Source organism: Pseudomonas sp. Os17 (assembly GCF_001547895.1).
GTDB lineage: Bacteria > Pseudomonadota > Gammaproteobacteria > Pseudomonadales > Pseudomonadaceae > Aquipseudomonas.
The window spans coordinates 127,501-150,267 of sequence record NZ_AP014627.1 but is presented as its reverse complement, the minus strand read 5'-3'; the positions used below and the strand labels follow the sequence as shown (position 1 = coordinate 150,267).

Here is a 22,767-nt window from a genome sequence, read left to right as displayed (position 1 = left end):
GGCGCCACATCGAATGATTACAACCATTAATGACCGTCCGTCGGAAAGTTCAAACTAAGAACTGGTTCACATACTTCAAGTCAGGTTACTGCACGAATATCAATGTGACATTAATTCGGCGATTGTTTAGGATGGCACCCATAAGGTCAATAGTTTGGCATAAAGTTAATCTCGAAAAAAACTAGCCAAATTATTGACGGCTATACTGTCAATTACCCGTTTTCAATTACACAGCAATGTGCCTCCTGACTGAGTTGCGGCCCGCGCCCAAGCCGGTACATGGAAGTCGACTAAGCGGTACATCGGAGAGTCCCCAATGAGCAGTGTTGTTGCCATCGTCAAAAGCATTGTCGGTCAGGTTTTCGTAGTTTCCCCGGAAGGAATCCGGCGCGTACTCATCGAAGGCGACCGCCTGTTCGTGGGTGACCAGGTCGATACCGGTCCGGCCGGTGCGGTCACCCTGGAATTGACCGACGGGCGCACACTCGATCTTGGCCGTGACACTCAGTGGAGCGGCGCCGCGCCTGATTCCGGCACCGACCTGGCCCAGGCAAGCGCACAAGCCGCCCCCTCGGTGGCAGAACTGCAGCAGGCGATCGCCGCCGGCGCCGACCCGACCACCGATCTGGAAGCCACTGCCGCTGGCCCGACCGCTGCCGGCACCGGAGGCGCCGCGGGCGGCGGCCACAGCTTCGTCCAGCTGGAAGAAACCGCAGGCCGGGTAGACCCGACCATCGGCTTCCCGACCGCCGGCCTGGGTCAAGCCACTTCGGCCGTGGACAACAACCTTGGCGGACTGACCAACAACGGCCTGGCCACCACCAATGGCAGCGGCAGTGATTCGCTGCGTCCGGCAACCCTGACCCTGGGCGCCACTCCGACCATCACCGAGGCCGGTGGCGTGCTGGTGTACACCGCCACCCTGACCCAGGCTCCGCTGACCGACCTGACCGTGACCCTGTCCAATGGCGCGGTCATCGTGATCAGCGCTGGCCAGACCACTGGCAGCGTGCAAGTCCCTCTGGCGCCCCAGGACAACGTCTACATCGATCCCGGCCAGATCAGTGTGAGCGTCACCGGCACCACCGGCGGCAGCGGCCTGCTGGTTACGGTTGACCCCACTCCGGCGGTGACTCAGATCACCGACACCATCGACACCACCACCGTCACCCTGACCGCCGATGCCAGCGTCTCCGAAGGCGGGCAGATCACCTACACCGCCAACCTGACCAATCCGGCGCAGACGCCAGTGACCATCACCCTGTCCAACGGCGCGGTGATCACCATTGAAGCGGGCAAGTCCAGCGGCTCGGTCGACGTAGCGGCCCCGGCCAATGACGTCTACAAGAACGGCAGCACCATCGAAGTCGGCATAACCAAAGCCGAAGGCGGCAACTTCGAGAACCTGCAGCCAAGCACCGATAAAGCCGTCACCACGGTCACCGACACCATCGACGACACCGGCCTGAGCCTGTCGGCCACCAGCACCGTGGCCGAGGGCGGTTCCATCGTCTATACCGCGACCCTGACCAATCCGGCCGGTACGCCGCTGACCGTCACCCTGTCCAATGGCGCGGTGATCACCATCGCCGCAGGCGCTACTTCCGGTACCGCTACCGTCGCGGCTCCAGCTGATGACGTTTACAAGGATGCCGGCAAGGTCGAAGTCACCATCACCAAGACAGAGGGTGGCAACTTCGAGAACCTGGTCACCGATCCAGCTCCTGCGGTTACCGATGTTACTGACACTATCGATACGTCGACTGTCAGCCTGACTGCCACGCCGAGCGTGGCCGAAGGCGGCATTGTCGTTTACACCGCTTCGGTGTCTGCACCAGTCACCGGCTCCCCGGTCGTAGTGACCCTGTCCAATGGCCAAACCATCACCATTCCTGTCGGTGAATCCTCCGGCACCGTCAACTTCACCGCGCCTAACGATGCACTGGCTGGCGGTAGCTCCCTGAGCACCACCATTACCAAGGCTGACGGTGGTAACTACGAAAAGCTGGAGATCAACGACAAGCCAGCTGAAACCTCGGTTACCGATACACCAGACACCACCACTCTGAGCGTAACGGCCACCGATACCGTGGCTGAGGGCGGGCTCGATTGTTTACACCGCCACCTTGAGCAACGCCGCTGGCACGCCAGTCACCGTGACCCTGAGCAACGGCGCCGTGATCACCATCGCCGCCGGGGCAACCAGTGGCACCGTGACTGTCGCCGCGCCAGCCGACGACGTTTACAAGGACGCTGGAAAAGTCGAAGTCACCATCACCAAAGCCGATGGCGGCAACTTCGAGAACCTGGTCACCAATCCAGCACCTGCGGTCACCGATGTCACTGACACCATCGACACGTCGACTGTCAGCCTGACCGCTACACCGAGCGTCGCCGAAGGCGGCATCGTCGTTTACACCGCTTCGGTCTCGGCGCCTGTGACCGGTTCGCCAGTTGTGGTGACCTTGTCCAACGGACAGACCATCACCATTCCTGTCGGTGAATCCTCCGGCACGGTGAATTTCACCGCGCCAAACGACGCCCTGGCTGGCGGTAGCTCTCTGAGCACCACCATCACCAAAGCTGACGGCGGTAATTACGAGAAGCTGGAGATCAACGACAAGCCGGCTGAGACCTCGGTTACTGATACACCAGACACCACCACTCTGAGCGTAACGGCCACCGATACCGTGGCCGAGGGTGGCTCGATTGTTTACACCGCCACCCTGAGCAACGCCGCTGGCACTCCTGTCACCGTGACCCTGAGCAACGGTGCGGTGATTACTATCGCTGCCGGCGCCACTTCGGGCACTGCGACCGTCGCGGCTCCAGCTGATGACGTCTATAAAGACGCCGGCAAAGTCGAAGTCACCATCACCAAGGCAGAGGGTGGCAACTTCGAGAACCTGGAGACCAACCCTGCTCCAGCTGTGACTGACGTTACTGACACCATCGATACTTCGACTGTCAGCCTGACTGCTACGCCGAGCGTCGCTGAAGGCGGCATCGTGGTGTACACCGCTTCGGTGTCCGCACCTGTGCACTGGTTCGCCGGTTCGTAGTGACCTTGTCCAACGGACAGACCATCACCATTCCTGTCGGTGAATCCTCCGGCACCGTCAACTTCACCGCGCCTAACGATGCACTGGCTGGCGGTAGCTCCCTGAGCACCACCATCACCAAAGCGGACGGTGGCAACTACGAGAAGCTGGAGATCAACGACAAGCCGGCTGAAACCTCGGTTACCGATACACCAGACACCACCACTCTGAGCGTAACGGCCACCGATACCGTGGCTGAGGGCGGGTCGATTGTTTACACCGCTACGCTGACCAATGCTGCTGGCACTCCGGTCACCGTAACTCTGAGCAACGGTGCGGTGATTACTATCGCTGCCGGCGCCACTTCGGGCACTGCGACCGTCGCGGCTCCGGCTGATGACGTCTACAAGGACGCCGGCAAGGTCGAAGTCACCATCACCAAAGCCGATGGCGGCAACTTCGAGAACCTGGTTACCAATCCAGCTCCTGCGGTTACCGATGTCACCGATACCATCGATACCAGCACCGTTTCGTTGACGGCCACGCCGAGCGTCGCCGAAGGCGGCATCGTCGTATATACCGCGTCTGTGTCTGCGCCAGTGACTGGTTCGCCAGTTGTGGTGACCCTGTCCAATGGCCAGACCATCACCATCCCGGTTGGCGAGTCTTCCGGCACCGTGAACTTCACCGCGCCAAACGATGCTCTGGCTGGCGGTAGCTCACTGAGCACCACCATTACCAAGGCTGACGGTGGTAACTACGAAAAGCTGGAGATCAATGACAAGCCAGCCGAGACCTCAGTTACCGACACTCCGGACACCACCACTCTGAGCGTAACGGCCACCGATACCGTGGCAGAGGGCGGGTCGATCGTTTACACCGCCACACTGACCAACGCTGCTGGCACTCCGGTCACCGTGACCCTGAGCAACGGTGCGGTGATTACTATCGCTGCCGGCGCCACTTCGGGCACTGCGACCGTCGCGGCTCCAGCTGATGACGTCTATAAAGACGCCGGCAAGGTCGAAGTCACCATCACCAAGGCAGAGGGCGGCAACTTCGAGAACCTGGTCACCGATCCAGCTCCAGCCGTGACTGACGTCACTGACACCATCGATACGTCGACTGTCAGCCTGACTGCCACGCCGAGCGTGGCCGAAGGCGGCATTGTCGTTTACACCGCTTCGGTATCTGCACCTGTGACCGGTTCGCCAGTTGTGGTGACCTTGTCCAACGGACAGACCATCACCATCCCGGTTGGCGAGTCTTCCGGTACCGTGAATTTCACTGCACCCAACGATGCTCTGGCTGGTGGTAGCTCCTTGAGCACCACCATTACCAAAGCAGACGGCGGTAATTACGAGAAGCTGGAGATCAACGACAAGCCAGCTGAAACTTCGGTTACCGATACACCAGACACCACCACTCTGAGCGTAACGGCCACCGATACCGTGGCTGAGGGCGGGTCGATTGTTTACACCGCCACCTTGAGCAACGCCGCTGGCACGCCAGTCACCGTGACCCTGTCCAACGGCGCGGTGATCACCATCGCTGCCGGCGCCACTTCGGGCACTGCGACCGTCGCGGCTCCAGCTGATGACGTCTATAAAGACGCCGGCAAGGTTGAAGTCACCATCACCAAGGCAGAGGGTGGCAACTTCGAGAACCTGGAGACCAATCCAGCTCCTGCGGTCACCGATGTCACTGACACCATCGATACGTCGACTGTCAGCCTGACCGCTACGCCGAGCGTCGCCGAAGGCGGCATCGTGGTTTACACCGCTTCGGTCACCGCACCGGTTACCGGTTCGCCTGTCGTAGTGACCCTGGCCAACGGTCAGACCATCACCATCCCGGTGGGTGAATCTTCCGGGACGGTCAATGTCACGGCGCCAAACGATGCCCTGGCTGGCGGCAGCTCCTTGAGCACCACCATCACCAAGGTAGAAGGCGGCAATTACGAGAAGCTGGAGTTCAGCGACAAGCCCGCTGAAACCAGCGTCACCGATACCGTAGACACCACCAACCTCAGCCTTGGCGCCACTGGCTCCGTGGCCGAAGGCGGCCAGATCACTTACACCGCAACCCTGACCAACGCTGCCGGCACGCCGGTCACCGTGACCCTGAGCAACGGTGCAGTGATCACTATTGAAGCAGGCAAGACCACTGGCACCGTCACCGTCGCAGCACCCGCCGATGACGTGTACAAGGACGCCGGCAAAGTTGAAGCCACCATCACCAAGGCTGAAGGCGGCAACTTCGAAAACCTGGTCACCAACCCTGCTCCAGCCGTGACTGACGTCACCGACACCATCGACAACTCCACCGTCACGCTGAAAGCCACGCCTTCGGCGGCCGAAGGTGGCAACGTCACTTACACCGCGACTGTCACCGCTCCGGTGACCGGATCGCCGGTAGTCGTGACCCTGGCCAATGGTGAAAAAATCACCATCCCGGTCGGTGAAACCACGGGCTCGGTGAGCATCAGCGCACCAAATGATGTGCTGGTTGGCCATACACCGCTGACCAACTCCATCACCGATGTCAGCGGCGGCAACTACGAGAACCTGGTGGCCGACAAGACTCCGGTCAGCACCACAGTGACCGACACCGTCGACACCACCAATCTGTCCTTGGCGGCTACACCTTCGGTAGCGGAAGGCGGTTCGATCGTTTACACCGCGACCCTGAGCAATGCTGCCGGGACTCCGGTCACCGTAACGCTGAGCAACGGCGCAGTGATCACCATCGCCGCCGGGGCAACCAGCGGTACCGTGACCGTGGCTGCGCCAGCTGATGACGTGTACAAGGACGCCGGCAAAGTCGAAGCCACCATCACCAAGGCTGAAGGTGGCAATTTCGAAAACCTGGTGCCAAGCACGACTCCAGCCGTCACTGACGTCACCGACACCATCGACACCAGCACCGTTTCGTTGACGGCCACACCGAGCATCGCCGAAGGCGGCATCGTCGTGTACACCGCTTCGGTCTCGGCACCTGTGACTGGTTCGCCGGTTGTGGTGACCTTGTCCAACGGTCAAACCATCACCATTCCGGTTGGCGAGTCTTCCGGCACTGTGAACTTCACCGCGCCAAACGACGCCCTGGCTGGCGGTAGCTCGCTGAGCACCACCATTACCAAAGCGGACGGTGGTAACTACGAGAAGCTGGAAATCAACGACAAGCCGGCTGAAACCTCGGTTACTGATACACCAGACACCACCACTCTGAGCCTCACTGCCACCGATTCCGTGGCCGAGGGTGGCTCCATCGTCTACACCGCCACCTTGAGCAACGCCGCTGGTACTCCGGTCACCGTGACCCTGAGCAACGGTGCGGTAATCACCATCGCCGCGGGCGCTACTTCCGGTACCGCTACCGTCGCAGCCCCAGCCGATGACGTCTACAAAGACGCCGGCAAGGTCGAAGCCACCATCACTAAAGCTGAAGGCGGCAACTTCGAACACCTGGAGACCAATCCGACTCCAGCCGTCACTGACGTCACTGACACTATCGATACGTCGACTGTCAGCCTGACCGCTACGCCGAGCGTCGCCGAAGGCGGCATCGTGGTTTACACCGCTTCGGTCTCGGCACCTGTGACCGGTTCGCCAGTTGTGGTGACCCTGTCCAACGGACAGACCATCACCATCCCGGTTGGCGAGTCTTCCGGCACCGTGAATTTCACTGCACCCAACGATGCCCTGGCTGGCGGTAGCTCCCTGAGCACCACCATTACCAAAGCGGACGGCGGTAACTACGAGAAGCTGGAGATCAATGACAAGCCAGCCGAAACCAGCGTTACCGATACGCCGGACACCACCACTCTGAGCCTGAGCGCTACTGACTCGGTGGCCGAAGGTGGTTCCATTGTTTACACCGCGACCCTGAGCAATGCTGCTGGTACTCCTGTCACCGTGACCCTGAGCAACGGTGCGGTAATTACTATCGCTGCCGGCGCCACTTCCGGCACTGCTACCGTCGCGGCTCCGGCCGATGACGTCTACAAGGACGCCGGCAAAGTCGAAGCCACCATTACCAAGGCAGAGGGCGGCAACTTCGAACACCTGGAGACCAATCCGACTCCAGCCATCACGGACGTCACGGATACCATCGATACCTCCACCGTGTCGCTGAAAGCCACGCCTTCGGCGGCCGAAGGCGGCAATGTCACCTACACCGCTACCGTCACCGCTCCAGTGACTGGCTCGCCAGTCGTGGTGACCCTGGCCAATGGTGAAAAAATCACCATTCCAGTGGGTGAAACCACGGGCTCGGTGAGCATCAGCGCACCGAACGATGTGCTGGTTGGCCACACTCCACTGACCAACTCCATCACCGATGTCAGCGGCGGCAACTACGAAAACCTGGTGGCCGACAAGACCCCGGTCAGCACCACCGTGACCGATACCGTCGACACCACAAACCTCAGCCTCAGTGCCACACCTTCGGTAGCCGAGGGTGGCTCGATTGTTTACACCGCCACGCTGAGCAATGCCGCAGGTACACCGGTCACCGTGACCTTGAGCAACGGTGCGGTAATTACCATTGCAGCGGGCGCCACTTCAGGTACCGCTACCGTCGCAGCCCCAGCCGATGACGTGTACAAGGACGCCGGCAAGGTCGAAGCCACCATCACCAAGGCCGAAGGCGGCAACTTCGAGAAGCTGGTACCAAGCACCACGCCAGCCGTGACTGACGTCACCGACACCATCGACAACTCCACCGTCACGCTGAAAGCCACGCCTTCGGCGGCCGAAGGTGGCAACGTCACTTACACCGCGACTGTCACCGCTCCGGTGACCGGCTCGCCGGTAGTCGTGACCCTGGCCAATGGTGAAAAAATCACCATCCCGGTCGGTGAAACCACGGGATCGGTGAGCATCAGCGCGCCGAACGATGTACTGGTCGGCCACACACCGCTGACCAACTCCATCACCGATGTCAGCGGCGGCAACTACGAAAATCTGGTGGCCGATAAGACCCCGGTCAGCACCACCGTGACCGACACCGTCGACACCACCAATCTGTCCCTGGCGGCTACACCTTCGGTAGCGGAAGGCGGTTCGATCGTTTACACCGCGACCCTCACTAACGCCGCTGGCACGCCGGTGACCGTAACGCTGAGCAACGGCGCGGTGATCACCATCGCCGCCGGGGCAACCAGCGGTACAGTGACCGTGGCTGCGCCAGCTGATGACGTGTACAAGGACGCCGGCAAAGTCGAAGCCACCATCACCAAGGCTGAAGGTGGCAACTTCGAAAAACTGGTACCAAGCACCACGCCAGCCGTCACGGATGTCACCGACACCATCGACAACTCCACCGTCACGCTGAAGGCCACGCCTTCGGCGGCCGAAGGCGGCAATGTCACCTACACCGCTACCGTCACCGCACCAGTGACTGGCTCGCCGGTAATCGTGACCCTAGCCAATGGCGAGAAGATCACCATCCCGGTCGGTGAAACCACCGGCTCGGTAAGCATCAGCGCGCCTAACGATGTACTGGTCGGTCACACCCCGCTGACCAACTCCATCACCAATGTCAGCGGCGGCAACTACGAGAACCTGGTGGCCGACAAGACCCCGGTCAGCACCACCGTGACCGACACCGTCGACACCACCAATCTGTCCCTGGCGGCTACACCTTCGGTAGCGGAAGGCGGTTCGATCGTTTACACCGCGACCCTGAGCAATGCTGCCGGGACTCCGGTCACCGTAACGCTGAGCAACGGCGCGGTGATCACCATCGCCGCCGGGGCAACCAGCGGTACCGTGACCGTGGCTGCGCCAGCCGATGACGTGTACAAGGACGCCGGCAAGGTCGAAGCGACCATCACCAAGGCCGAAGGCGGCAACTTCGAGAAGCTGGTACCAAGCACCACGCCAGCCGTCACGGATGTCACCGATACCATCGACAACTCCACCGTCACGCTGAAGGCCACGCCTTCGGCGGCCGAAGGCGGCAACGTCACCTACACCGCTACCGTCACCGCACCAGTGACTGGCTCGCCAGTCGTGGTGACCCTGGCCAATGGCGAGAAGATCACCATTCCAGTGGGTGAAACCACCGGCTCGGTAAGCATCACTGCGCCTAACGATGTACTGGTCGGTCACACACCGCTGACCAACTCCATCACCAATGTCAGCGGCGGCAACTACGAGAACCTGGTGGCGGATAAATCGCCAGTCAGCACCACCGTGACCGATACCGTCGACACTACAAACCTCAGCCTCAGCGCCACCGGCACTGTCGCTGAAGGTGGCCAGATCACCTATACAGCGACCCTGAGCAATGCTGCCGGTACGCCAGTGACCGTGACCTTGTCCAACGGGGCAGTGATTACCATTGCCGCAGGCGCCACTTCCGGGAAGGTGACTGTCGCCGCGCCAGCCGATGACGTGTACAAGGACGCCGGCAAGGTCGAAGCGACCATCACCAAGGCCGAAGGCGGCAACTTCGAGAAGCTGGTACCAAGCACCACGCCAGCCGTCACGGATGTCACCGACACCATCGACAACTCCACCGTCACGCTGAAGGCCACGCCTTCGGCGGCCGAAGGCGGCAATGTCACCTACACCGCTACCGTCACCGCTCCAGTGACTGGCTCGCCGGTCGTGGTGACCCTGGCCAATGGTGAAAAAATCACCATCCCGGTCGGTGAAACCACCGGCTCGGTAAGCATCACTGCGCCTAACGATGTACTGGTCGGTCACACCCCGCTGACCAACTCCATCACCAATGTCAGCGGCGGCAACTACGAGAACCTGGTGGCGGATAAATCGCCAGTCAGCACCACCGTGACCGACACCGTCGACACCACCAGCGTCAGCCTCAGCGCCACCGGCACCGTGGCCGAAGGCGGCTCGATCATCTACACCGCCACCCTGACCAACGCCGCCGGTACGCCGGTCACCGTGACCCTGTCCAATGGTGCGGTGATCAACATCGCCGCCGGCAAAACCACCGGTACCGTCACCGTCGCGGCACCGGCAGACGACGTCTATATCGACGCCGGCAAGGTCAATGCCTCGATCACCAGCGCCACCGGAGGCAACTTCGAGAAACTGGTGCCGGACACCACCCCAGCGGTAACCAACGTGACCGACACCGTGGATACCACCTCGGTGGGCATCACCGGCAGCACCTCGGTCACTGAAGGCCAGACCGCCAGCTACACCGTGAGCCTGACCCACCCGGCACAGACCGAAGTCACCCTGAAGATCAGCTACAGCGGCACCGCCACCGACGGCTCGGACTTCAGCGGCGTGTACACCGTGAAGATTCCGGCCGGCGCCAGCAGCGCCACCTTCAACGTCGCCACCATTGACGACAAGATCACCGAAGGGACGGAAAACTTCGTGGTCAAGATCGACTCGGCCACCGGTGGCAACTTCGAGAACCTGGTGGTGGGCAGCAACAACAGCGTCACCACCTCGATCATCGACAACGATGCGCCACCGGTCATCGACCTGGACGCCAACAACTCCAGCGGCGCCACCGGGGCCGACTACAAGGTCACCTTCACCGAAGGCACCGCGGGCCCTGGCGTGTCGATCGCCGACACCGACCTGAGCATCACCGATCCGGACAGCACCATGCTCACCGGCGCGACCATCGTTCTGACCAACCGTCAGCCAGGGGACTCGCTGAACCTGGGCAACAGCGTCAACGGCATCAACATCAATGCCAACAGCAAGGACGGTTCGATCACCCTGACCCTGTCGGGCAACGCGACGCTGGCCGACTACATGCAGCAGATCAAGAACATCACCTTCACCAACAACAGTGAAGATCCGAGCACCACGCCACGGACCATCACCGTGACCGTGACCGACGGTGGCAACTACTCCAACGTCGCCACCACCACGGTCAACGTGGTGGCGGTCAACGACGCGCCAACCGCCACCGGCGGCGCCGTGACCGGCAGCGAAGACACCCCGCTGGCCCTGACCTGGTCGAACTTCGGCGTCAGCGACGTCGACAGCCCGGCGTCCAGCCTGGGAGTGAAGATCACCCAGCTGCCAAGTGACGGCAAACTGCAGTACCTGGACGGTTCGACCTGGAAGGACGTGGCCAACAACCAGACCATCAGCAAGGCCGATATCGATGCCGGCAAGCTGCGCTTCACCCCGGACGCCAACGAATCCGGCACCAACGGCTACGGCGGCAGCGGCGTGGGCAACCAACAGGCCGATTACGCCCAGATCAAATTCCAGCCAACCGATGGCCAGGCCCTGGGCAGCACCGGTACGGTCACGGTCGACATCACCCCAGTGGCCGATGCACCGACCCTGAGCGTGGCCGGCAACAACGTGAACTCGGTGGGCCTGCTCAAGGAAGTCTGGACCGGCCTCAGCGGCCTGGGCACCGACGGCAGCGGCGCGTCCGCCAGCACCCTGAAATCGGTGATCGACGCCGCCGGCACGCCAAACAGCAGCAGCCTGGCGACCAACGTCCAGTCCGACGGCAACATCACCCCGGGCACTGCGTCGAAGACCTCCGGCCTGATCTACCTGGAAGCCGGCAAGTCCTACACCTTCTCCGGCACCGGCGACGACAGCCTGTTGGTGACCATTGGCGGCAAGAACGTGGCCAGCACCACCTGGGGCGCGGGCGGTAACCTCAACGGTACCTTCACCCCGACCACCAGCGGCTACTACACCATCGATATCTACCACCACAACCAGAGCGGCCCGGGCAGCTACGACGTCAATCTCTCAGTCAACGGCGCAACGGCGGTGGACCTGAGCAATGCCGGTGTGCCGCTGTACACCGGCGTCACTGACCTGACCAACGCCGGGGTTTCGGTGTCCGACCTGCACGGCACCAACGGCGAGGGTTACTACGACGGCTACAAGCTCAACGAAGGCGGCGAAGGCGGCAGCGTGCATCTGTCGAAGATCAGCACCGGGCTGACCGATACCGACGGTTCGGAAACCCTGAGCGTGAAGATCAGCGGCATTCCTGCAGGCTCCGTGCTCAGCGATGGTGCCGGGCATACCTTTACCGCCACCGCGAGCTCCGGCGAAGCCAACGTCACCGGCTGGAACCTGGGCAACCTGACCGTCACGCCGCCGCCTTACTACAACGGCTCGTTCAACCTCAACGTGACCTCGACCTCCACCGAGTCCCTGGGCGGTTCTGCCAGCTCCACGGCGCAGATCCCGGTCAAGGTCTACCCGGCCACCTACAACGCCGTGGTCGCCACCTCCGGCGACGATACCGTCACCGGCACCGACGGCAACGACATCGTGGTCGCCGACATCGGCGGCCTGACCGTGGTCCCGGGCACCAACTACAACATCGCCTTCATGGTGGACAGCTCGGGCAGCATGGGCAGCTCCATCGCCGCGGCCAAGAACTCCCTGACCGCCGTCTTCAATACCCTGAAGAACAGCATCGGCGGCGCCGGCTCGGGCACCGTGAACATCTTCCTGGCCGACTTCGACTCCCAGGTCAACAAGTCGGTATCGGTGAACCTCAACGATCCGAACGCCCTGGCCCAGCTCAAGGCCGTGCTGGATTCGATGAGCTCCGGCGGCGGTACCAACTACGAAGACGTGTTCAAGACCACGGCCAACTTCTTCCAGAGCAGCCTGGCCACCAGCAACACCAATGCCACCAACCTGACCTACTTCATCACCGACGGTAAGCCGACCTACTACCAGACCGGCGAGCAGACCAACCCGACGCTGTACGGCAACGTGCGCCTCGACGATGTGGTGACCACCAGCAACTACAAACTGGGGGACACCTTCAGCACCTACATCGACAACACCCACGCCCTGACCGTGAACGCCAACGGCACCGTGGTCCTGCAGACCTACAGCAGCAACTGGTGGGGCAGCGGCTGGAACAGCGCGACCCTGGGCACCCTGCACGCCCAGGGCGACGGCACCTATGAGCTGTCCACCCTGGCCGGTAATGGCAGCACCACCAACTCGGCCAGCATCAACAACTCCAATGAGGGCTTCGTACTGCTGAGCAAGCTGTCCCAGGTGGAAGCCATCGGCCTGAACAACGACGTCAGCCTCAACGACCTGAAGCCTTACGACAGCGATGGCAAGCCGCAGACCAACATCGACCCGAACGACCTGGCCAACTCGATCATCGGCCACACCGAAGCCACCATGCCCGGCGCCGACACCGTCAGCGGCGGCAACGGCAACGACATCCTGTTCGGCGACCTGGTGAGCTTCAACGGCGTCGCCGGCGAGGGCTACCAGGCCATGCAGGCCTACGTGGCGAAGCAGACCGGGGTCGATGTGAGCCAGGTCAGCACCAGCAACGTGCACCAGTACATCACCGAGCACTACACCGAGTTCGATGTGTCTGGCAGCCATGACGGCAACGACACCCTGCTGGGTGGCGATGGCAATGACATTCTCTTCGGCCAGGGCGGCAACGACTTCCTGGACGGCGGCCGGGGCAATGACATCCTGCTGGGTGGCACCGGTAACGACACCCTCATCGGTGGCAAGGGCAATGACATCCTGATTGGCGGTTCGGGGGCCGATACCTTCGTCTGGAAGGCCGGCGATACCGGCAACGACGTGATCAAGGACTTCAAGGCCAGCGAAGGTGACCGTATCGACCTGCGGGATCTGCTGCAGGGCGAGAGCGCCAGCACCATCGACAACTTCCTCAAGATCACCACCGTGGACGGGGTCTCGACCCTGCAGGTCAGCTCCGAAGGCAAGCTCAACGCGGCCGGAGGCCTGGCCAACGCCGACGTGACGATCAAGCTGGAAGGCAACAACTGGTCCAACGCCAACATCAATTCGTTGATCGCCGGTAGCGACCCGACCATCAAGATCGATCACAACAACAGCTGATGGGCTCCCGGCAGCCACCCCTTGCGGGTGGTTGCCGGCTGTTGGCGGACAACCTGCGCCGTGACGATTGTCGCGCCGCACCGCATACTCACGCGCTGGATGTGGCGTTGGCCTATGTCGCCGAGCGCCGGACGCCGAATAAAAAGCCTGAGGGATTTGCCATGTTCTACGTGCAACGCGATGCGCAAGGTCAGCTGATTCGCGTGGAAGCCGCCGCTTACGCCGAGGCTACCGAGACGCTGCCTGCCGATCACCTCGAGATCCAGACCTGGTTCGCCAACGAAGCGGTTGAGGTCAGTCTCAAGCAGCTCAAGCAGAGCGACCTGGAGATGATCCGGGTGCTGGACGACCTGATTCAGGTGCTGACCAGCAAGGGCGTGATTCGCGTCACCGATCTGCCGGCGGCGGCCCAGGCCAAGCTGATGGATCGGACCCAGGCGCGGGTGGCGCTGGGTGGCTTGAGCCGGTTGATCAACGATGATGAAACCGGATTGATCTGAAACGCTGCGCCGACCAGCCGGCTCCTATTGCAGGAGCCGGCTGGCCGGCGAGGCGCGTTCAACTCCAGGGCGCCGGTTCGCCGAACAGTTGCCCTTGCACGCCGTACAAGCCCATCTCGCGAATCACTCGCAGCTCGCCTTCCGTTTCGACCCGCTCGGCAATCAGCGGCAGGTCGATGCTGTGGGCTGCGCGCTGGATGGCTTCGATGAACAGGCGCTTGTCGCTTTCCTGGTCGATGTTGCGGATGTAGCTGCCGTCGATCTTCAGATAGGCCAGGCCCAGGCGGGCCAGGTTGCCGATCATGCTGAAGCGGCCACCAAAGCGCTGCAGGCTCAGGGAGAACCCCAACTCCCGCAGGCGCCGGGTCAGCTGTTCCAGCTGGACCTGCTCGGGCAGCTGTTCCTCGCCGATCTCCAGGGTCAGGCGCGGCCCGAGGTCGGAGTACTGGCGCAGGATATCCATGACCCGGTTCAAGGCCTGGGGATCTTCCAGGGTGGCCGCCGAAAGGTTCAGGGCCAGGCTGTCGCCATGCCCGGTCATCTGCTTGAGGACCTGCTCGAGCATCAGCACGTCCAGGCGCGAGGTCCAGCCAAAGCGTTCCAACCACGGCAGGAAGCGGCCGGCGGGAATGGTCTGGCCCTGCTCGTCCAGCAGCCGCGAGAGCACCTTGTAATGCAGTACCCGCGCAGTGTCCTGGGCCGCCACCACCGGCTGGAAGTACAGCTGGAAGCGTTGCTCCGACAGCGCCCGGTCCAACCAGGTATGCCAGGCATGGTGATCGTCCCCGACCTGGGAACCGGCGCCCTGGTCCAGGCAGGCCCAGTGGGTGTCGCCCTGGCCTTCGGCCTGGGCCAGGGCCTGATCGCCGAGGCTGAGCACCGCTTGGGGCGAATCACCGTGGTTGAAGGCGGCCAGGCCGATGGAAGCCACCGCGGCAACATCGGTAGCGCCCGTGGCATGCAGGTTGCCCAGGGCGCTTTCCAGGCTCTGGGCCAGTTGGATGGCTTCATTGCGCACCAGCCCCGGCGCCAGTACGGCGAACTCGCCACCGCGGACCCGGGTCACCAGGTTGTGGGTCTCGGGGTACTTGTTGCATTCGCGCAGCAGTTGCTCACCCACCGCCTGCAGCAGCTGGTCGGTGCGCTGGCCCCCCAGGCGCTGATTCAGGCCGGCCAGATCCTTGACCCGCAACAGCAGCAGGTAACCGGAGCTCGCCTGCTCCGGGTTGCTGACGCGGGCATGCAGCTGCATTTCGAAATAACGTCGGTTGGCCAACCCGGTCAGGCTGTCCTGATACGACTCGATGCGCAGTTTTTCACTGCGTTCGGCCTGCTCCTGGAACAGCGCCTTGAGCTTCTCCACCATCTGGTTCATGGCCTGCACCACCCGCCGCAGTTCCGGGGTGCGAGGCAATTGCGGCAGGCTGAGGAATTCGCGCCGGGCAATGGCATGGGACTGCTGGACCATGTAGTCCAGTGGCTTGAGCTGGCGCCGCAGCAACAGGGCACCGAGCACCGCGCTCACCGCGCCGCAGATCAGCAGCCAGCCCAGGCTGCCCAGGGCGCTCTGCCAGAGCTTGGCCACCGCGAACATCGGGTGGCTGAGCACTTCGACCCGTGCCGCCTGCTCCCAGCCACGGCTGACGATGGCGTCGCCGCCGGCCGGCTCCAGGCCGATGAGCTTGACGAACCACTGGGGCACATTGCCGACCTCGGGAATGCCGCTGCGCTCGACGATGGTCTTGTCGGTGGCCAGGTCCACTACCCGGATGCTGGCGTAGTAGCCGCTGTCGAAGATCGAGCTGACCATCAGCTCGACCATCGCCGGGTCATCGATGTTCGGTGTCAACGACAAGGCCAGGGCCGTGGCCGCATCCTGGGCATGGGAGCGCAGTTGATTGACATACTGGGTACGCGAGCTTTCCAGGCTGACCATGAAGCTGCCGCTGAAGGCGACCACCAGGAACACACAGATTGCGATCAACAGCTGTTTGAACAAAGACATCTGAGCTCGTGCTCCTAGTTAGTCGTCTCGACCGGAAAACCTTCGGCCTGCATTTTTTTCAACACATCCTGCCAACGGGACAGGCGCTTGGTGTCCCCGACCCGCTTGTTGCCCTTGGCGCCCGGCAGCCACAAGCCTTCGGCATTGAAGGAATACACCGGCAACAGGTCGGTCCGCTCGCTGGCCGGGCGGATCGTGTCCTCCAGGCTGTCGAGCACCAGCGGCATGGCGTCCGCAGTGGAATAGTAGGTCAGGACCATGTGCGCGCGATTCTGGCGCAATGCCTTGACGTAGGTGATGCGCAGTTTGTCACTGGACACCCCGAGGTGGCGGAGGCTGAAGTATTTGGCGATCGCGTAGTCCTCACAATCGCCGGCGCCCTTCCACAGGCCCTGGATCGGGGTTTCCCAGTAGTCCACCTGGCCCCACAGATCGATGTCTTCCACGTAGCGCATGTTCTTGTTGAAGAACAGGTTGACCACTTTCAACTGCTCGCGCTCGGGGACCTGCTTTTGCGTCGCCAGCAGGTGCTGCCAGGCATCGATACGTTGCTGGCCTTCGCCCAGGGGACCGTAGAGCGCCGTGGCACGGCGACTGATCAGGGAAAAATCCCAGTCGGCGTGCAGGCTGCCCAGCAGCGCGCCGGCCAGCAGCAATGCCGAGCAGAACCAGCGCAGGGTCCGAGAAAGAGCTAAACGTGCCGCCAATGCGATGAGTCCATGGGAGCTGTCGTAAATCGGCTGATGGTGAAGGCTGGCCCGGCAAAAGACAATGGCACCTTACAATCACTGGCCGCCGGGGAAGGGCCTGCACGGTTCATTCACAGAATAGCCTCAAGCCATGTTTGCACCCTGTGCGACAGCCGACGAATTTCCCCCTGTCACTACGTGCATTCAGCCGCGCCAGCCACTATGTTAGAAACCATTCGGACAGGACGTCCCCCGTCGAACAGCCTCTTGTCTGCACCAGGAAGCGACCCACGGGCCACCTCGCTTAAGGAAAAGCTGTGTACACCGACACCCGACAATGGACGCTGGTGATCAATTCAGGGCAGGCCACCCGAATTCGCCTGATCTGCTTTCCACAGGCCGGGGCGGCTGCGGAGCAGTTGCGGGTATGGTCCAACAGCCTGGCCGATCATATCGAGCTGGTGCTGATCAACCTGCCCGGGCACGGGCCGCGTCGTGACGAGGCGCCCTGCGACAACTGGCCGAGCCTGCTGAAAGACATGTTCACAGCCCTCGATCCCTGGCTCGGCGAACCCCACGCGCTGTTCGGCCACGGTCTGGGCGCATTGCTGGCATACGAGACCTGCAAGTACGCGCAAGAGCGCTTCCCCCAGCAGACGCGCCACCTGTTCGTTTCCGGCTGCCGCAGCCCTGACAGTCCGCCTCGCCGCCCCTTGCTGCACTCACTGCCCATCGAGGCGTTTCGCGAGGCCATCCTGACCCTGGGAGCCAGCCCGCTGGAGATGCCGCGGGGGCAGAGCGACCTGCAATCCTACGAACGCTTGCTGCGCAATGACCTGAAGCTCTTCGAAACCTGGTACGACACCTCGAGCGGCTGCCTCGATATCCCGCTGACAGCCTTCTACGGCAGCGAGGACCCTCTGGCGACGGCCAACCATATGCTCAACTGGCGCGAATTCACCGAGCGTGAATTCGAACTGATCGAAGTGGTCGGCAACCACTTCTTCATCAAGTCCCAACGCCAGCGCCTGCTGCAGGTGATCAATACTCACCTGGGCCTGCTGGGTGAACACCGGATCTGAACCGCGCCCATGAAAAAGCCCGCCCTGCAGTGATGCAGAAGCGGGCTTGAGGAAAGGACCGGAGAGGGCTCAGATCTTGAAGCTGTCCACCAGTTGCTTCAGGCGGCTGGCCTGCTGCGACAGCGCATCGCAGTCCTTCAGGGTTTCATTGAGGTTGGCGACGCCCTGCTGGTTGAGCAGGTTGATCTGGTTGATGTCGACGTTGAGGGTCTCCACCACTGCCGTCTGCTCCTCGGTTGCCGCTGCCACCGACTGGTTCATGCCGTCGATCTCGCCGATCCGCTGGGTCACGCTGATCAGCCGGGCACCGGCCTGGTTGGCCACCTCGACGCTCTCTTCACTGGAAAGCTGGCTGGCGTTCATGGTCGATACTGCTTCGCGCGAACCAATCTGCAGGGAAGTGATCATCTTGTGGATCTCTTCCGCCGATTCCTGGGTTCTGTGGGCCAGGTTGCGCACCTCATCGGCGACCACGGCGAAGCCGCGACCGGCTTCACCGGCACGGGCCGCTTCAATGGCAGCGTTGAGGGCCAGCAGGTTGGTCTGCTGGGAGATGCCCTTGATCACGTCGAGAATGTGCCCGATGTTGTCGGTGCTGGCGTTCAGGGTTTCGATCTGGGTGCAGGACAGGCTGATCTTCTGCGACAGCTCGGTCATGGCCTGGATGGTCTGCTCCACGACTTGGCGACCGTCATCGGCCTGCTCGCTGGCGCCGCTGGCGTGTTGCGAGGCATCAGCGGCGTTGCGGGCGATTTCCTGAGTGGCGGCCCCCAGTTCGTTGATCGCCGCTGCCACGCTGTTGGTGCGGGCGCTCTGCTCGTCGGAACCGATGATCGACGCGTTGGACGAGGCCATCACCCGTTGCGACAGGTCATGTACCTGGCGGGTGGCGGAGTACACTTCGGAAATCGAGGCGTGAATCCGTTCCACGAACTGGTTGAAGGAGCTGCCTAGCTCACCAAATTCGTCCTTGCTTTCCACCACCAGGCGGCGGGTCAGGTCACCCTCGCCCTGGGCAATGTCCTGCATCGCACGGCCCATGGTGATCAGTGGACGCATCAGGACCTGGATCAGCAGGGTCAGCAGTACCGCAATCACCGCCACGGCGATAAACATGGCGATCAAGGCAGATGTGCGGAACTGGCTCAGCGGCGCGTAGGCCTTGGCCTTGTCGATGGACAGACCGATGTACCATTCGGCATTCGGCAGGCCGGTCACCGGGGTGAAGGACAGAATGCGCTCCTGTTTGTTCAGGACCACTTCCTGGTTGCCACTGGCAATACGCACGTTGGCACCGGGGTAGATGTCCTTGAGGTTCTTCATCACCTGGTCCTTGTCCGGGCTGACGATCACCTGACCATCAGCGCTGACCAGAAAGGCATGGCCCAGGCCACCGAAGTCCACGGAGTTGATGATCTTCACCAGGGTTTCCAGGCTCAGGTCGCCACCGACCACGCCCAGCAGTTCGCCTTGCTTTTTCACCGGCATGGCGATGGTCACCACCAGGCCACCGACCGCCGCCATGTAGGGCGGAGTCAGCATGGTCTTGTCGGCGGTTACGGCCTGTTTGTACCAGGGCCGTTGGCGCGGATCGTAGCCATCGGGCATTTTCGCGTCGGGACGCTGGGTGAAGGTGCCGTTGGCCTGGCCAACGTAGGTGAACTGGAAGTTCGAGGTAAAGGCCGGCTGGTCCACCAGGCCCGGGAAGTCAGCGTTATGGCCTTGGTGAGCAACGTTCTGCGCCAGGTTCTCGAGCACCAGGATGCGCCCGCTCATCCAGTTCTGCACGCTGCTGGAGGTGAGTTCACCGGCCTGCTGAATGGATGATTCGAGATTCTGTCGGATAGTGTTTCGTTGCAGGTAGTCGTTGTACAAAGTGAACAACGCAAAAGCCAGAACCACTACGCCGGAGGCGGCCAAAAGGATTTTATGGCTGAACTTGAGATTCATTTCATGGGACTTCTTATGCCGAAAATGGGGATGCGTCCGTATAGCAACATTCCATGTAACAGTGCAGGCGACGAGCCGCTCTACTTTGGTGCACGCATGTCTTATCAGTCTTTCGGCAAGAACACCCGAACCCTTAGAGATTTATCCGAATTACTCGCCTAAATTTGCCGAATCCCGCCGAACGGTGTTCCAGAGCCTTAGCCAAGCCTTTTCAGCAAGCAAAACGATGGGGACCTTGGGCCATGGATAGGGCAGCGACGGTGCTCAAGCATGGCGGATCGTTGCTCAGCACTTTATCGAGCACAAAAACAAAACCCCAATTGCTTGCGCAATTGGGGTTTCGGAATTTGATCTTGACGATGACCTACTCTCACATGGGGAAACCCCACACTACCATCGGCGATGCATCGTTTCACTTCTGAGTTCGGGATGGGATCAGGTGGTTCCAACGCTCTATGGTCGTCAAGAAATTCTGTGGCCGATCCGTTGGACTCAACGTCGAACGTGTCAGCAAAATCAGTCGTTTCTACAAATAGACAAAACCCCAACTGCTTTCGCAATTGGGGTTTCGGAATTTAATCTTGACGATGACCTACTCTCACATGGGGAAACCCCACACTACCATCGGCGATGCATCGTTTCACTTCTGAGTTCGGGATGGGATCAGGTGGTTCCAACGCTCTATGGTCGTCAAGAAATTCGGTAGCCAGTCCGTTGCTTGTGCAACGTGCCAGCGAATGGGTATGTAATAGGTTTGTGTGTTTGCAAACTTTCGGTTCATTTCGTCTTCACACACCGCAACTCGCTTCTTAAGCAAATTGCTTGGGTGTTATATGGTCAAGCCTCACGGGCAATTAGTATTGGTTAGCTCAACGCCTCACAGCGCTTACACACCCAACCTATCAACGTCGTAGTCTTCGACGGCCCTTTAGGGGATTCAAGATCCCAGTGAGATCTCATCTTGAGGCAAGTTTCCCGCTTAGATGCTTTCAGCGGTTATCTTTTCCGAACATAGCTACCCGGCAATGCCACTGGCGTGACAACCGGAACACCAGAGGTTCGTCCACTCCGGTCCTCTCGTACTAGGAGCAGCCCCTCTCAAATCTCAAACGTCCACGGCAGATAGGGACCGAACTGTCTCACGACGTTCTAAACCCAGCTCGCGTACCACTTTAAATGGCGAACAGCCATACCCTTGGGACCGGCTTCAGCCCCAGGATGTGATGAGCCGACATCGAGGTGCCAAACACCGCCGTCGATATGAACTCTTGGGCGGTATCAGCCTGTTATCCCCGGAGTACCTTTTATCCGTTGAGCGATGGCCCTTCCATACAGAACCACCGGATCACTAAGACCTACTTTCGTACCTGCTCGACGTGTCTGTCTCGCAGTCAAGCGCGCTTTTGCCTTTATACTCTACGACCGATTTCCGACCGGTCTGAGCGCACCTTCGTACTCCTCCGTTACTCTTTAGGAGGAGACCGCCCCAGTCAAACTACCCACCATACACTGTCCTCGATCCGGATAACGGACCTGAGTTAGAACCTCAAAGTTGCCAGGGTGGTATTTCAAGGATGGCTCCACGCAAACTGGCGTTCACGCTTCAAAGCCTCCCACCTATCCTACACAAGCAAATTCAAAGTCCAGTGCAAAGCTATAGTAAAGGTTCACGGGGTCTTTCCGTCTAGCCGCGGATACACTGCATCTTCACAGCGATTTCAATTTCACTGAGTCTCGGGTGGAGACAGCGCCGCCATCGTTACGCCATTCGTGCAGGTCGGAACTTACCCGACAAGGAATTTCGCTACCTTAGGACCGTTATAGTTACGGCCGCCGTTTACCGGGGCTTCGATCAAGAGCTTCGCGTTAGCTAACCCCATCAATTAACCTTCCGGCACCGGGCAGGCGTCACACCCTATACGTCCACTTTCGTGTTTGCAGAGTGCTGTGTTTTTAATAAACAGTCGCAGCGGCCTGGTATCTTCGACCGGCATGAGCTTACGGAGCAAGTCCTTCACCCTCACCGGCGCACCTTCTCCCGAAGTTACGGTGCCATTTTGCCTAGTTCCTTCACCCGAGTTCTCTCAAGCGCCTTGGTATTCTCTACCCAACCACCTGTGTCGGTTTGGGGTACGGTTCCTAGTTATCTGAAGCTTAGAAGCTTTTCTTGGAAGCATGGCATCAACCACTTCGTCACCTAAAAGGTAACTCGTCATCAGCTCTCGGCCTTAGAACCCCGGATTTACCTAAGATTCCAGCCTACCACCTTAAACTTGGACAACCAACGCCAAGCTGGCCTAGCCTTCTCCGTCCCTCCATCGCAATAACTAGAAGTACAGGAATATTAACCTGTTTTCCATCGACTACGCTTTTCAGCCTCGCCTTAGGGACCGACTAACCCTGCGTCGATTAACGTTGCGCAGGAAACCTTGGTCTTTCGGCGTGGGTGTTTTTCACACCCATTGTCGTTACTCATGTCAGCATTCGCACTTCTGATACCTCCAGCAAGCTTCTCAACTCACCTTCACAGGCTTACAGAACGCTCCTCTACCGCATCACTTACGTGATACCCGTAGCTTCGGTGTATGGTTTGAGCCCCGTTACATCTTCCGCGCAGGCCGACTCGACTAGTGAGCTATTACGCTTTCTTTAAAGGGTGGCT

Annotated in this window: 7 protein-coding genes, 3 rRNA genes and 2 pseudogenes (1 of these 12 only partly in view); 5 read left to right on the top strand and 7 right to left on the bottom strand. The window is 60.8% G+C overall.

Annotated elements, in window-relative coordinates:
• Positions 1 to 316: 316 nt before the first annotated feature.
• From POS17_RS32530 to POS17_RS00670, 4 genes and pseudogenes are all read left to right on the top strand, one after another.
• A pseudogene (locus tag POS17_RS32530) lies at positions 317 to 1,990 on the top strand (retention module-containing protein); the annotation flags it as partial.
• A gap of 166 nt (positions 1,991 to 2,156) precedes the next feature.
• Positions 2,157 to 3,062, top strand: a complete 906-nt coding sequence (locus POS17_RS32525) for an immunoglobulin-like domain-containing protein (protein ID WP_442963141.1) — start codon at positions 2,157 to 2,159, stop codon at positions 3,060 to 3,062.
• Positions 3,062 to 13,879, top strand: a complete 10,818-nt coding sequence (locus tag POS17_RS00675; RefSeq protein ID WP_148654938.1) for an immunoglobulin-like domain-containing protein — start codon at positions 3,062 to 3,064, stop codon at positions 13,877 to 13,879. Before POS17_RS32525 ends, POS17_RS00675 begins: the two co-directional genes overlap by 1 nt.
• 161 nt (positions 13,880 to 14,040) lie before the next feature.
• On the top strand, positions 14,041 to 14,379 hold the full coding sequence (locus tag POS17_RS00670) for a hypothetical protein (RefSeq protein ID WP_016962584.1): 339 nt from the start codon (positions 14,041 to 14,043) through the stop codon (positions 14,377 to 14,379).
• Between the two features lie 58 nt (positions 14,380 to 14,437).
• Here POS17_RS00670 and lapD read toward each other — a convergent pair whose 3' ends face one another.
• Positions 14,438 to 16,384 carry a cyclic di-GMP receptor LapD gene (gene lapD, locus POS17_RS00665; RefSeq protein WP_060836915.1) on the bottom strand — a complete coding sequence of 649 codons (1,947 nt, stop codon included), beginning with the start codon at positions 16,382 to 16,384 and terminating at the stop codon, positions 14,438 to 14,440.
• A 14-nt stretch (positions 16,385 to 16,398) separates the two neighbouring features.
• Positions 16,399 to 17,091 (bottom strand): cysteine protease LapG, encoded by a 693-nt coding sequence (lapG, locus tag POS17_RS00660; protein WP_060836914.1) that lies wholly within the window; start codon positions 17,089 to 17,091, stop codon positions 16,399 to 16,401.
• A gap of 299 nt (positions 17,092 to 17,390) precedes the next feature.
• Here lapG and POS17_RS00655 point away from each other — a divergent pair, with 299 nt between their 5' ends.
• The gene (locus tag POS17_RS00655) at positions 17,391 to 18,155 is read left to right on the top strand and encodes a thioesterase II family protein (RefSeq protein WP_060836913.1); all 765 of its coding nucleotides are present in this window, start codon (positions 17,391 to 17,393) and stop codon (positions 18,153 to 18,155) included.
• 69 nt (positions 18,156 to 18,224) lie between these two features.
• Here POS17_RS00655 and POS17_RS32520 read toward each other — a convergent pair whose 3' ends face one another.
• From POS17_RS32520 to POS17_RS00635, 5 genes and pseudogenes are all read right to left on the bottom strand, one after another.
• Positions 18,225 to 19,010, bottom strand: coding sequence for a methyl-accepting chemotaxis protein (locus tag POS17_RS32520; protein ID WP_372841324.1), 786 nt, complete (start codon positions 19,008 to 19,010; stop codon positions 18,225 to 18,227).
• Between the two features lie 69 nt (positions 19,011 to 19,079).
• Positions 19,080 to 20,105: pseudogene (locus POS17_RS32515) on the bottom strand (HAMP domain-containing protein); the annotation flags it as partial.
• Positions 20,106 to 20,456: 351 nt separating this feature from the next.
• Positions 20,457 to 20,572, bottom strand: a 5S ribosomal RNA gene (gene rrf, locus POS17_RS00645).
• Between the two features lie 112 nt (positions 20,573 to 20,684).
• Positions 20,685 to 20,800, bottom strand: a 5S ribosomal RNA gene (gene rrf / locus POS17_RS00640).
• Between the two features lie 138 nt (positions 20,801 to 20,938).
• Positions 20,939 to 22,767: ribosomal RNA gene (locus POS17_RS00635) — 23S ribosomal RNA — on the bottom strand (it continues 1,063 nt past the right edge of the window).

What these genes read in the sequence shown, in the direction of transcription:
- POS17_RS00670 (WP_016962584.1), top strand. Translation starts at nt 14,041, where the DNA reads ATGTTCTACGTGCAACGCGATGCGCAAGGTCAGCTGATTCGCGTGGAA.
- POS17_RS32520 (WP_372841324.1), bottom strand. Translation starts at nt 19,010, where the DNA reads ATGGCCTCGTCCAACGCGTCGATCATCGGTTCCGACGAGCAGAGCGCC.
- lapD (WP_060836915.1), bottom strand. Translation starts at nt 16,384, where the DNA reads ATGTCTTTGTTCAAACAGCTGTTGATCGCAATCTGTGTGTTCCTGGTG.